Source organism: Pontibacter sp. MBLB2868, assembly GCF_051904785.1.
Classification (GTDB): domain Bacteria; phylum Bacteroidota; class Bacteroidia; order Cytophagales; family Hymenobacteraceae; genus Pontibacter.
Genome location: NZ_CP196710.1, coordinates 1012178 through 1024705 on the forward strand (window position 1 = coordinate 1012178; position 12528 = coordinate 1024705).

Sequence of the window (12528 nt, forward strand, 5' to 3'; positions counted from 1 at the left end):
AGCAGCATCTTTTACAGAAGACTTTGTTGTTGTAAGTTATTCTGCTCTAGAAAACGGATATGTTATTTTTAAAATCAGGGCGCTTACCTATCTTATTAAAGAACTCCTCTAAGATAGCGGCTTGATTATAATATTTTCTTAAATGCTCCTGTGCATGTATTACCATTGACCTTCTGTTATCTAAATTTTCCAGAAGCTGTTGTATTTCCTTTGCAAACTCGTGTGGAGTATCTGCTAACTTATAATGTAGTCCTGGTTTTAAGCCTGTACCCTCCATTCCTACTGTAGTAGATACAACTGGAAGACCTTCTTGTATGGCATGAATCGATTTCAACTTTACCCCGGCTCCATTTAGCATAGGATTTATGAACACACTTCCTTGTTCGTAAATAGGCTCTAAATCTACAGCATCAGGATAGTATTCAATAGAATGATCTTCTTTAGAAAGCTTATTCAGATAACTGTTGCTCTTTCCCTTAGTGCTTCCAGCTATAATTAATCTGTAGTCTTTTATATTTTTTAACTTCGGATGCACCTGTTCCAGATACCAATTTAACGCCTCTATGTTGTTGGGCATAAACAGTGAACCAACAAACAGCACATTCTTTGTAGTAAGGTTTCTTTCACGTTTTGTCTGCGGCAAAGGAGGTGGAATATGATATGCGAGTAAACCTTCTTTTTTATTATTTGCTAAAAAGCTATCACACTCATCCTTTGAAATAAACAAGTAGTTGTTTATTTCCTTAATTATCTTCTGTTGATATTTTGAGAATTTCCAAGCTTCTGATGCATAATAGAGCTTAGTTATTCCATTCGAGCTTTTGTATAGAGACCAGAAATATTTAGACTCATTATTGTGAACTCGTAAAGCAATATTAGTATATTTTAATGTCTTATTTTCTAGTATAGCACCAACATACTCACTTTCTAATAGTATTAGATCGAATTTTTTATCAAAGTCATAAAGCTGTAAAGCTTTTCTAGAGGTTACTTGAAGAGGATGTTTGCGTAATAGATCAGTTATTTTGTTTTTTCGGCCAACAAGCATTAGAGAAGCCACTTGTTGTTTAACGGTTGCAATAGATTCGCTATCTGGCTGGCTCTTGGGAGCACAAATAAGATGTACCTCTAGCCCCATAGATACGAGAACTAGAATTCTGCCCCAAATGTCTGCAGCACCTCCATAAGTGGGCGGAAATGGAAAATCAGGAGCAACTACAAGAACATTATTTATCATAGCTAAGTTTTTCTATCTTTATTCTCAGGAAATAGAGGATCAAAGCCCAAAATAAAATTACATTAGGTTTAGCCATAATAATTTCAGAGAAGAAACTGGTGATTGTAAAGTATATCATCCCCCAGTAAATAAAAAGGTGGAGTCTACTGTATATGATTAATTTGTAATGAATTGCAATAAAAAGTAACCCTCCCGGAATACCCAAAATGGCAAGCCACAAAGAAAACTCAGCACCAGTAGCAATTGCCTTGTCATTTTTTACTCCCCAAGTCAAAATCTCACTAGTGTCGCCACCTCCAAAAATAGATGTTACAATCTGGAGTGAGTTATCGAGGTATTTCATGAAGTAATAAAAATACACCCCCCCTGTTCCTAACGGATGGTGAAAGGCGATAAGATAGCCATTAATATAGGCGCCTGTCCTTGTAATAGTAGAGGTATAGTAGTTAATATCTTTAACAAATGCGGCCTCTAGTTTAGGGTATATAAATATAACACTTATTATAAAAAAGATTAGACCAGCAACTAAATACTTATAGTTAAGTTTAAAAGTAGTTAATATCAGAATAGTAGTACAGGCCAATGAGGTAACCAGAAACATCTTTGAAGTTGTGGCAAGAACATATATAACGAAGAAGGCTACTATTACAAAGAGCCTTTTCTTACGTTTTGCCTTATCAGCTATGTACAGCGTACATGTTATAGCTGTAGTTAGTAACATAACAACAACCCCTCCTGTGAAGCTAGACTCTACAGTTAACAATCTTACCCGGTAGTAAGTGTCTCCTAATGAGTGCAAAAAAGGAAGAGCATGAGGTATGGTATACAGTTCTATTAAGATTATGATCAAGTGCAGGAAGATTACCCAGTAGAACACAGAACCGATCTTTTTAGGATCACCTATAGCGCTCAGAACAAAGTAGATGTGTCTGAAGAATAGCCACAGTAAAACATAATATAAAAGAATCTTGATAGATTTTATTGCAACATGTTCTCCGAGAATAACAGTTGGTTTGTCTGAAATAAACCAATAGCATAAGTAAATTATACTTATGCATAATATTCCGAAAATGAAGTAGAAAAAAAGATTATTAACACTAATAAACTGCCTGGTTTTGTATTTACTTAGATTAAGGAATTCGGTTAATACAAATATCGGGAAAAAGAGGAAGATCGGATTTCTTGCTATTTCACCTAGTTTATTAACCAGGATGAAGTCTTGCCAACATACACTTATCAGCAGCATGAATAACCATAACTGCAGATATACTCCTCCTGATTTAGTATTGGTAGACATCTAATTAAATTAAGCTACTATTTATTTGACTTGAGGAATTACTAAATTCCAAAGGTCAGTAAAAAAATCGGGTTCTTTACCTGAAGGTCAGCCAAAAGATTGTAGGAGTCATGAGCACTTTCAAGAGTTGGCTTCAAATTGTTGTTAGCTGCTTAGCAGGCCTTATGCCGTTCAAGCTCTAAAAATTGCCCTCTATCATTTTCTAGGAGGTGCATTTTCAGTACCAAATTAACTATTTCCATAGTGGTTACCGCAACTTTGTTTACATTCTGCAGTTTCCGCTCTGACCTTTCTTATATAACATCGGCATGGCGGCAGGTACTGCATTTTTTGCTTAACTTACCTGTGAAACTAGCAACCTAAATTATTAATCAACACCGAGGATTCCCTTACAAAATTTTCCTATTTGCTGCAACACTCCTTTTTAGGCTTAATGGGTTCAAAGATAGTAGGTATCGAAACATTTTAACTCCAACTTCTCTCTGACCTCTTCTAAAGCGATTTAACATAATGAGAATGGATGATAAATATGTTAAAATAAGATATTGAGGGTAAAACTTACTCATAAAAATAAATCTATTCCTAAAAATCAGAAGGTCTGAGAGCATGCTTCTCGTACGCCACTGACCTGATCCAGCACTTGCACCCTCTTTATGAAACACAGTAGACTCAAGTGCTGTGCCGATTGACCACCCTTTTTCTATAGCTCTATGTGCCCAATCTAATTCTTCGAAATAAAGAAAATACTCTTCTGCGAGTAAACCTACTTCTTTTAAAAAGCCTTGTGAAACAAACATTGAGGCACCTACTACATAATCAATATCTGTAAATATTCCGAAAGAATATGCGCCTGTGTCTTTCTCACCTTCACCGATGTGTTTAGATACCGCTAAAAGCTTATTGAATTTCCCCCCAAGCGCTTGAATAGTATCTGGATTTTCATAGTAGCACAGCTTGCTCCCTAATATTCCTACTTTATCTGTCTGAATGTATTGAACAAGTTTTGGTAAAGTATCATCGTTAATGAAGGTATCATTGTTCAGGAGCCAAAAATAATCACAATTGCAAGCTAGTCCATATCTCATTCCTATATTGTTAGCTCCTGCAAACCCAAGATTTGTTCCAGCCTGAACTGTAATTAGCTTGTACTGTGTAGTAGGTATGTTTAATACTTCAATTTCAGCTCTGCTGCAGGAATAATGAAACTGGCTATCCTCTTCTTTGATTTTAGCAGAAAACTTACAAGCCCACTCATTAATAAAAGTTAATGAGTGGTTGGGTGAGTTATTGTCTACTACTATGACTTTAATATTAGGATAGTTTAGACTAAATATACTTTCCAGACATACGATCGTGTCAAGGTAACCATTGTAATTAACTAATATGATGCATACGGATGGATACGAGTTACTATTCATAAGACGCAGAGAATTGATCTTTTAGAAAGGGGTAAGTTTTGGCAACTACATCTTTAGCTAAAATTTTAGAGTTGCTTGGGTGGAAACCTCTCACAACACAGCCTGCTCCAACTACAGAGTTGTCTCCAATATAAGCACCATCAAGAATAACACAGTTTGCTCCGATCCAACAATTTTTACCTACATAAATTCCTTTAAATTTTTCTCCTTGACTATTGAAGAGTTTTGATTTATCAGCTGTTACATGATTTGATGCAAACAATGAAGTATGACCTGCAATCATAGTATTATCATCGATAACTACTCCTCCCTTTGCTTGGATGTGAACCATAGGCCCTAGAAAGCAATTTTTACCAATCTTTATTGTGCCACCATGAGTGAAGAGTGTGCAGTTATGATCAAGTATACAGTTATTACCTACTTCTATTTTTTCCCTTCCATAGTTCAGATCAGCAACGAGCCTTAGATTACCTAACACTTTCACATTATCACCTAAGCTAACATTATCCAGAAGACCATGAATAACTATTTTTCCTTTGATCTTACAACCTTTTCCTAGTTTTAAACCTCTCGCCTTTAAGATCAAATTGCTGAAACTATACTTAGCTAAAAGTGATAGTTTATATAGAACTACATTTAAAAAAACTAGCGGAGTAGTGTTTGAAATATCGAACCTTGCCTGAACCTTTCTAATAGATTTTCTAATGATCAACTCAAAATTCAGTAAACTTGCATTTCTCAGAACTGAAGTAAAGTTTTTTCGCTTAAGAGCTTCCTGGAAATGGATAAATTTATTAAGAGTTGGGTGATTTAGTGCGGTAACTTTAAGTTGCTCCTGCATCAACTCGAAGTTTGCACTTGTATTATTTTCATGAAATCTGTACTCAAAAAGGCATTCGTTTAAGTAGAGTAGTTTAAACTTTGCTGTGAACTTAAGGAGCATATCATGGTCCTCCACTTTTATACCTTCTGTAAAAAGGCCAACCTCAAATAAGGCTTCTCTTCTGTAGAGCAGGCTTATTGCACCTATCCAATTTTCAACAATGAGCTCTTTGTAAATATTTTTACCGATAGGAACATGGTAGTTATCGGTAAAGTAAGCTGTTCTCTCACCAAAATCATTTATTATATAACCATCACTATAAATACCTCCAACTGAGTCTGGAGACCTAAGTAGTGTGTTTACCTGTTTTTCAATTTTAGTTGGTAAAAACAAGTCATCTGAAGCTAGGAAAGATATAAAATTCCCTTTTGACAGTAGAATGCCACTGTTTAGAGTCTTGCTAACACCTTCGTTAACTTTATTTATATAAATGAAGTTAACAAACCTTTCTTTACAGGTTTCTTCAAGATCTAGAACCTTATTGTGTGTATTGTCTTTTGAACCATCGTTAAGAACAATTAACTCAATATTTACATATGTCTGGTCAATTACGCTTTGTATGGCCTCAGTAACATATTTCTCATGATTGTAGCATGGGACAATTACAGAAACTAAAGGAGAACTAATAATCACTTCTTAAAAAGTTAGAGTTATAAAAAGGTGATTGTTATACTTTGCTTAACATGACCTTTCTGAATATTATTACCATTGTTAAAAAGTAGATAATATAGGTTATAGAATGTCCTATAGTAGCTCCTACTGTACCAAATTTTTCAACAAAGAACAGTCCCAAAAATACAAACATAATACTGAAGATGACTTCTGTTGCGACAAATGTTGCAGTCATTGATTTAGCGACCATCTGGAAAGCTAAGATCCAGCTGATAATTTTAAAAAAGTCACCTATTAACTGAAAGGCGAATAAAGGCTGCATGCCCTGAAATTGATCATCAAACAATATATAAATAACCCAATCTTTTAGGAGGTAGGTTGATAGTGTGATAACGAGCAATACAGGTACGATTATTTTATATACCTCGAGTATCTCTTTTTTTAGTTCAATGTCATTTTTGATCTCTGACAGGCGCGGCAGGTAGTAAATAACCAGGGAAGATGTAATCAATAGTAAATACATGCCAGAAATCCTGTTAATGCCTTCCCATAACCCTGCATCTGTTAAAGAAACATTGTCCGTGATGTATCTTCTTACTATTAATTGGCTAATTGGGCCCGTAGAAGCTGTAGCAAGTGCCATTACGGAGTAGTGGGCAAGCTTCTTTCCTGCTGATGGGTTAAACTCACCAATAAAGTTTGATTTTTTAAACCAATTACTTTTAACAGTTAGAGCTAGCGTAACAAAGAATACTACTGACTGAAAAGTTACTGCGGCAAGCAACGCTCCATATACTCCGAAGGCTAGCGTAAGGGAGGCGGAAAATAAAAGACCAAATAGACTGCTTACAATATTTACTACTACATATTTCCTAAACTCCTTAAAACCGTTTATAATAGACAATAATAAGGCATTGAAAGAGTAAAGTGCCAGCGTGCACCCAAAAACTACTATTGTAAAAGTATACTGGGTATCGTCGAATATTAGTTGAGAAAAAAAAGAGGCCCCAAGTATAAGTATAGCAGCACAAAGCGAGGACAAAACTAAGGTTATCCAAAAGGACGTTCTCAAAAAAGTCGCTAAAACTTTGTCAGAGCCGGCATTCTCTGCTATATATTTGGTTACACCATTGTTGATGCCACCAGTAGAGACAGTAAGGAATATTGTAGAAAAGTTTGTCAGTTGTCCTAAAAGGGCAATACCTGCAGGTCCGATCAACACAGCAACAACTTTTACGCTAACAAACCCTGTTAGCATTTTTACTAAAGTTGAGATTGCATTGAGAGAGAAGACTTTTACAATATCTTTTTTTAAAACTTTTGATATTACTGCAAACATTACCACCTATTGATGACTTCTATCACCTTGTCAGCCTCCAAGTCTGTCATTACGGGGCTTATAGGCAAACTCACGACCTCACGGTGAATCTTTTCAGTAATCGGAAATGAAAGGCTGTTCAATTCTTTGTAGGCATTCTGCTTATGCGGCGGAATCGGGTAATGGATCAACGTTTGAATGCCATTTTCATGCAAGTACTGCTGGAATGACTCTCTGTTGCCTGTCCTGACAACGAACAAGTGCCACACATGGCCGTTTTTATCTTCGACCTGAGGTAGTATAACTTTAGGGTTTGTTATGCCACTCAGGTACTTATAGGCTATCTCCCTTCTTCTGGCGGTGTCTTCCATTAGGTACTTCAATTTCACGTTCAGAACAGCAGCCTGTATTTCGTCGAGTCTGCTGTTAAGCCCCATAGTCTCGTTCACGTACTTAGTGCGAGATCCGTAGTTTGCTAACGTTCTGACCGCAGCTGCGAGTTTTGGGTCGTTGGTAGTTACTGCTCCCGCGTCACCGAATGCTCCCAGGTTCTTGCCTGGATAAAAACTAGTGCCGGCGGCGTCACCAAGCGCTCCGGTTACCACACCTTTGTATTTAGCGCCCTGTGCCTGAGCATTGTCTTCTATAAGCTTCAAATCGTATTTATCGCAAATTCTCTTAAGTTCACTATTATAGGCGCATTGCCCGTAGAGATGTACTATCATGATGGCCTTGGTTCTGGGAGAGATTGCCCCTTCGATTTTGGTTACATTAATATTGCAGGTATTGATGTCTGGCTCTACCAATACAGGCGTTAATTTGTTGTCTGAGATGGCAAGAAGCGAGGCTATATAGGTGTTCGCGGGAACTATCACCTCGTCTCCCTCTTGCATTACTCCCATTTCTATATAGGCTCTCAATATCAGCCTGAGCGCATCTAAGCCATTTGCAACGCCTACTGTGCTGCTTACACCGCAGAACTTTGAAAAGTTCTCTTCAAAGGAAGCTACCTCGCTCCCTAGCAGATACCAGCCAGAGTCTACGACTCTATTGATTGCTTCTTTGATCTCAGTTGCATTCTTGTCAGTTATTTTCTGAATATCAAGAAATTTTATCATTGCTTAATTAAGTGTCGGTTTTGTAATTAAAGGGATACTTTTAGTGAAATGTTGGCATGCAGGTCTCCTTTTTGCTACTCATACTGCTTATTGCCAGAGCTTATATGGAGGCGCTCATACTCATCAACTATGGACTTGATTACTTCAGTATGAGGTCTCTTGTTCTCCAAGACGTACTCTCTGATTTCTTCCAGGGAGCCCTCTAGCTTATATTTTTTGATAGCATAATCATTTACAGACAATGGCTTGCCAGGGATATAGCGGGAAAAAGGCTTGATGTTCTTCATTACCGTTGCTCCAGCAGCAGCAATAGCGTAATGCCCTACAATAACATACTGGCTAACCCCTACGCCAATTGCAAGGTTTGCGCCGGTTAGAATCCTTGTTAAACCAGCTAGCACTACCATAGGCGTGATAACAACATCGTCTCCAATTATAGCATCATGAGGAATGTGAACACTTTGCATCAGGTAGACATTGTTTCCTATTTGGGTCAGGTCCTGGTAACAGGGTTTCTGGATAGCTGTAAACTCTCGGATAATGTTGTTGCTGCCAATTATTATTCGCTTCTCAGAGGAGTCATATCGAGGGTTTCTCGTGTCCTGCCCAGGAGAGCCTATGACTGCGTGCGGCCCGATAATATTATTGTCGCCTATAACCAAAGGGCCCCGTAGAACGGTGTAGGGAAGAATCTCGTTGTTTTCTCCCATCCTTACGTCTCCCTCAATTACTACTGTTGGGTGAATTTTATTCATTTCCTCAAAATTAATGCAGTACCGTCGATTACTAACTCATTGTTCTGGTTAAAGCACTGGGTCAGTAATTTATAAACCGAATCTTTAGGTATATCCAATATCTCCACAACGGCTGTAACTGTGTCACCTATGTAAACAGGCTTAAGGAATGAGAGGTCCTGTTTCATGTATATAGATCCTGGTCCGGGTAGTTCGTTTGCAATTACCGCACTAATAAAAGAGCCGTATAGCATGCCATGGGAGATTCTTTTCTTGAATATTGAATTCGCCGCTACCTCATCGTCCAGGTGTACAGGGTTCCTGTCCATGGAGAGCTCCGCAAACGCCACTACGTCACTAGATGTTATGGTTTTGGAGAGCTGGGCTTTCTGTCCTATGTATAAGTCCATTTTAGCGAGTGTACTTTAATTTTAAATCAATAAACTCTCTGTAATCCCTGATATAATCAGATTCAAAGTAAGGCAAAGATGCTAAGACCAGCAAAACGGAGCCAGACGAAAAGTTTGTCAGATCACGCCATATGCCTGGTTTTATGTAAAGCCCGTAGTTAGGCCTGTTCAAACTGACTGTTTTTTTTATCCTGCCGTCATCCAGCACCACATCAAAGCTTCCGCTAGCTGCTACTATCAGCTGGTGCAGGTCTCTATGGGCATGGCCACCCCTAGACTCACCACCTGGGACATCGTACAGATAATATACCCTTTTGATATCGAATGGAATCTCCTCGTTAGATGTTAAAGGAGTAATGTTGCCAGCTCTGTTTGAGATTTGTGGGAGTTCGCTAACTGAACATTCGTACACGTTTGATTCTTTAAAGCTCATTGCTTGCGTGTCTTTTAAATTCATCAAAGTCCCTAATATAGTCTCCTTCATCGTATGCTGTGGATGAGAGCACTAATGCTAATGAATTTGTGGAGAAATTTTCCAAACTTTTCCAATGCATTTTAGGGATAAATAAACCGTAATAAGATCTGTTCAATGAAAACTTGTGCTCATGTGAGCCATCATGAAGGATAACATCAAAGCTTCCAGATAACGCAACTACAAATTCGGAATTTGTTTTGTAGGCGTGACTTCCTCTAATCTCTCCCCCCGGAACATCATAAACCCAGTAAACCCTCTTTATATCAAATGGAATATGGCTGCCCTCTTCTATGAAAGACAGATTTCCTCGGGGATCTAGTACTTTGGGTAAGCTAATTATCTTAACTTTGTTATATTCCATTCAATCTTAAACCTGATAAACCTAGCATTCCAGCGAATAATATTTTTGCTTGAACGAAGGGAGATTATACTTAAAATACAATAGTACTTACGGGGCAAATTTATAAAATATCTTTGTTAATCTTTTCAAAAATCAGGTTATTTTAGACGGCTAAATTTATCATGAATTTAACAATTTAAATGAGCTGCTAATAGCCAAAATAATGGTGCCTGAACGTGTTGGCATCTGAAAAACTTTTTATTTTGTCTTAATTGATATTTTATAAAACTTCAGCAAAAAAATTATCTTTGCTAAAAAAACAATAATGTACGAGTTAAAAGAGCGAGATACTAGGAGTGAGACTCAGTTTCAGGGGGAAATAAACTTATTAACGATTTATTATAAAGTTGTTGATCTACTAAAAAGCATAAAGAATTGGTTCTTGATGCTGTATTCAATTGTTTTAAAAAGAATCAAGCTTATAATGTTATTTACGCTTTTAGGACTAGGGTTAGGGTGGATAGCTTTCTATGTTACAAAGCCTTATTATACATCTTCTATGACTTTGGTTCTGGCAGATATACGTAATGAGTTCGTTGATGATCAGCTTAGGAAGCTTGCTTATATGATTAAGGACGATAACTATCCAGCTATTTCTCGTAATTTGGATATTAGCGAAGAGGCCGCTAGAAAGATAAAGGGGATGAAGTTTTCAAACTTGGATGCTGATAGGATCGAAGAAGATAGTATACTTACTGGATCTCCATTTAGAATTGAGTTACAGTTGTATGAAAATGGTTTGTTTAACTCTATGGAGCCAGCCTTATCTAACTATTTGGAGAATAACCGCTATTTCTCCAAGCAGAAGCGAATAAAGCAAAGACAGGTTGAAAGTGTAATAATAAAACTGAAGAAAGAAATAAAATCTATTGATAGCTTAAAGACAACTGTTGCTAATCCAAGAGGACCTGTTAATGGCTTCGTTTATGGTGAAGCTTTAGATCCTACTTCTCTTTACCGTGAAAGCGTTGGCATGTTTAAAGAGCAGGCTGAGTTAGAGGCAAAATTAGATCAACTTGATAACATTCAGGTAGTAACAGGTTTCTCACCAAGAAGTAAACCAACTGGGCCTAAGCTGTTAATATATCTCTTCTTAAGTGGAACAATATTTTTCCTCTTTGGTCTTGTATTTGCCGTCTCTAAGGAAACTAAGAATAAGGTATAGCACCAAATTATTGTTCTTGGTTAAAATAATTTAAAAGGTTTTACGATGGCATAAAAAAACTTGTGGGCGTCTGCTCACAAGTTTTTTTGCCTCTTCTGGACATAACCCCGATAGGGTGCCTGCATATGTAAGCTTCCCCTTTTTAGAACTGCCCTGCAGTAGAGAGAAAGGTTTTTCCAATTAATTGAATTAGTGGTTTCTACTATTACTATGGGTGTTAATTGTGGTTAACTCGGTAGAGTTATCCATTGTTAACGCCCCACCTTTAGCCTGGGCATACTGGATTGGGCTAAGCCCCCGCAGGCTATTATGGGGCCTGCAGTTGTTATAGTCTTCCATCCAGATACATGTGATTTTTCTTACTTCATCCAGCACATTCCTCCTGTAAGTACCGTTGAGCCTCTCTACAAAGGCGTTCTGAGTAGGCTTGCAAGGTTGAATGTAAACAAATTCAATCCGGTTCATCTTGCTCCATTCCTCCATGAGTGAGGCAATAAATTCAGGCTCATTATCCATCCTGATGCGCTTAGGCTTTCCCTTCTCTTTATCAAGTGGTTTACACCCACCACTCTGTTGCTCTTCCGGGAATAATCTATCTCAACATGCAAAGCTTCCCTGTTGAAGTCGTCCATCAAGTTAAAAGAGAAACTTACTCCCGTTCATCAAAGCATCACTCATAAAGTCAATAGACCAGGTGTGATTCTGCTCCAGAGGAACATCCAATGGCTCCTTTACTCGCTGAGGAAGCCTTTTCTTCGTTTTCCTTCTGATGTTCAACCCTATGGCTGTGTAGACCCCGTAAACCAGCTTGTGATTCCAAGGGTTTCCTTCATTGCGCAAGCGCCTGAATGCCTCCAGAATCCCTTCCTTGGATGTTCTTCCGCCTTCTTGCGCAAGGTATCTATCACCGGGTTATTCTCCCTCTGAGACTGGTAGTAATACACAGATTTGCTCAGACTCAAGACTCTGCACGCCCTGCTGATGCTTACCTTCTTCTCCTTTACAATCTCCTCTGCTATCTGCTTTTTCTTGCAGGGCTTTAAAGCTTTTTTTCAATTATCTCCCTGGCCACCTTCAGATCCAGGGCCAGCTTAGCTTACATGGCCTTAAGCCTGCGATTCTCCTCTTCAAGCTCTTTTAGCCGCTTTAGCTCAGTGGCATCCATATCATTGTAGCGCTGGCGCCATTTGTAAAAAGCTGCCTGGCTTACTACATACTCCCTACTGATCTCAGCTGCATTTTTTCCTTCCTCAAATTCCTTGAAAATCTTGGTGATTTGTTGGGTCGCAAATTGCTTCCTTTTCATATCTAACTGTTTAAAATTAGTCATTCTTTCTCTACTTTTAAACCGTCCTATTTTTAGGGTAGCATACAATAGGCTCACGTGCTGCCTTTTATAGTAGAGATCTCGACAACTTTTATGACAATTACTTCCAACTCCTTTACGCTAGTGCAGGTTTA

11 protein-coding genes and 1 pseudogene are annotated in these 12528 nt (G+C 38.0%); 1 reads left to right on the forward strand and 11 read right to left on the reverse strand.

The window, feature by feature from the left end:
* Positions 1-46: 46 nt before the first annotated feature.
* The 10 genes from ACSX1A_RS04505 to ACSX1A_RS04550 all read right to left on the reverse strand — a co-directional run bounded on the left by ACSX1A_RS04505 (position 47) and on the right by ACSX1A_RS04550 (position 9863).
* The gene (locus ACSX1A_RS04505) at positions 47-1237 is read right to left on the reverse strand and encodes a glycosyltransferase family 4 protein (RefSeq protein ID WP_439882425.1); all 1191 of its coding nucleotides are present in this window, start codon (positions 1235-1237) and stop codon (positions 47-49) included.
* On the reverse strand, positions 1227-2534 hold the full coding sequence (locus tag ACSX1A_RS04510) for a hypothetical protein (protein WP_439882426.1): 1308 nt from the start codon (positions 2532-2534) through the stop codon (positions 1227-1229). Before ACSX1A_RS04510 ends, ACSX1A_RS04505 begins: the two co-directional genes overlap by 11 nt.
* A 389-nt stretch (positions 2535-2923) precedes the next feature.
* Entirely contained in the window at positions 2924-3952 is a 1029-nt protein-coding gene (locus ACSX1A_RS04515; protein WP_439882427.1) for a glycosyltransferase family 2 protein, read from the reverse strand.
* Positions 3945-5468 carry a glycosyltransferase gene (locus tag ACSX1A_RS04520; RefSeq protein WP_439882428.1) on the reverse strand — a complete coding sequence of 508 codons (1524 nt, stop codon included), beginning with the start codon at positions 5466-5468 and terminating at the stop codon, positions 3945-3947. The genes ACSX1A_RS04515 and ACSX1A_RS04520 overlap by 8 nt, the downstream gene beginning before the upstream one ends.
* Positions 5469-5502: 34 nt before the next feature.
* A complete protein-coding gene (locus ACSX1A_RS04525; RefSeq protein ID WP_439882429.1) occupies positions 5503-6786 on the reverse strand; it encodes an O-antigen translocase in 1284 nt (427 codons plus the stop codon).
* Positions 6786-7883 carry a DegT/DnrJ/EryC1/StrS family aminotransferase gene (locus tag ACSX1A_RS04530; RefSeq protein ID WP_439882430.1) on the reverse strand — a complete coding sequence of 366 codons (1098 nt, stop codon included), beginning with the start codon at positions 7881-7883 and terminating at the stop codon, positions 6786-6788. Before ACSX1A_RS04530 ends, ACSX1A_RS04525 begins: the two co-directional genes overlap by 1 nt.
* 74 nt (positions 7884-7957) lie before the next feature.
* A complete protein-coding gene (locus tag ACSX1A_RS04535; protein WP_439882431.1) occupies positions 7958-8638 on the reverse strand; it encodes a hypothetical protein in 681 nt (226 codons plus the stop codon).
* Positions 8635-9027, reverse strand: a complete 393-nt coding sequence (locus ACSX1A_RS04540) for a MaoC family dehydratase (protein WP_439882432.1) — start codon at positions 9025-9027, stop codon at positions 8635-8637. The genes ACSX1A_RS04535 and ACSX1A_RS04540 overlap by 4 nt, the downstream gene beginning before the upstream one ends.
* 1 nt (position 9028) lies before the next feature.
* Positions 9029-9460 carry a sugar 3,4-ketoisomerase gene (locus ACSX1A_RS04545; protein ID WP_439882433.1) on the reverse strand — a complete coding sequence of 144 codons (432 nt, stop codon included), beginning with the start codon at positions 9458-9460 and terminating at the stop codon, positions 9029-9031.
* Positions 9450-9863 (reverse strand): sugar 3,4-ketoisomerase, encoded by a 414-nt coding sequence (locus tag ACSX1A_RS04550; RefSeq protein WP_439882434.1) that lies wholly within the window; start codon positions 9861-9863, stop codon positions 9450-9452. The genes ACSX1A_RS04545 and ACSX1A_RS04550 overlap by 11 nt, the downstream gene beginning before the upstream one ends.
* 304 nt (positions 9864-10167) lie before the next feature.
* Here ACSX1A_RS04550 and ACSX1A_RS04555 point away from each other — a divergent pair, with 304 nt between their 5' ends.
* On the forward strand, positions 10168-11067 hold the full coding sequence (locus tag ACSX1A_RS04555; protein ID WP_439882435.1) for a Wzz/FepE/Etk N-terminal domain-containing protein: 900 nt from the start codon (positions 10168-10170) through the stop codon (positions 11065-11067).
* Positions 11068-11337: 270 nt separating this feature from the next.
* On the opposite strand, the pseudogene ACSX1A_RS04560 reads toward ACSX1A_RS04555, so the two are convergent.
* Positions 11338-12373 (reverse strand): annotated as a pseudogene (locus ACSX1A_RS04560) (IS3 family transposase); the annotation flags it as partial.
* Between the last annotated feature and the right edge of the window lie 155 nt (positions 12374-12528).

What these genes read in the sequence shown, in the direction of transcription:
- ACSX1A_RS04505 (WP_439882425.1), bottom strand. Translation starts at nt 1,237, where the DNA reads ATGATAAATAATGTTCTTGTAGTTGCTCCTGATTTTCCATTTCCGCCC.
- ACSX1A_RS04540 (WP_439882432.1), bottom strand. Translation starts at nt 9,027, where the DNA reads ATGGACTTATACATAGGACAGAAAGCCCAGCTCTCCAAAACCATAACA.
- ACSX1A_RS04510 (WP_439882426.1), bottom strand. Translation starts at nt 2,534, where the DNA reads ATGTCTACCAATACTAAATCAGGAGGAGTATATCTGCAGTTATGGTTA.
- ACSX1A_RS04545 (WP_439882433.1), bottom strand. Translation starts at nt 9,460, where the DNA reads ATGAGCTTTAAAGAATCAAACGTGTACGAATGTTCAGTTAGCGAACTC.
- ACSX1A_RS04525 (WP_439882429.1), bottom strand. Translation starts at nt 6,786, where the DNA reads ATGTTTGCAGTAATATCAAAAGTTTTAAAAAAAGATATTGTAAAAGTC.
- ACSX1A_RS04530 (WP_439882430.1), bottom strand. Translation starts at nt 7,883, where the DNA reads ATGATAAAATTTCTTGATATTCAGAAAATAACTGACAAGAATGCAACT.
- ACSX1A_RS04535 (WP_439882431.1), bottom strand. Translation starts at nt 8,638, where the DNA reads ATGAATAAAATTCACCCAACAGTAGTAATTGAGGGAGACGTAAGGATG.
- ACSX1A_RS04550 (WP_439882434.1), bottom strand. Translation starts at nt 9,863, where the DNA reads ATGGAATATAACAAAGTTAAGATAATTAGCTTACCCAAAGTACTAGAT.
- ACSX1A_RS04555 (WP_439882435.1), top strand. Translation starts at nt 10,168, where the DNA reads ATGTACGAGTTAAAAGAGCGAGATACTAGGAGTGAGACTCAGTTTCAG.
- ACSX1A_RS04515 (WP_439882427.1), bottom strand. Translation starts at nt 3,952, where the DNA reads ATGAATAGTAACTCGTATCCATCCGTATGCATCATATTAGTTAATTAC.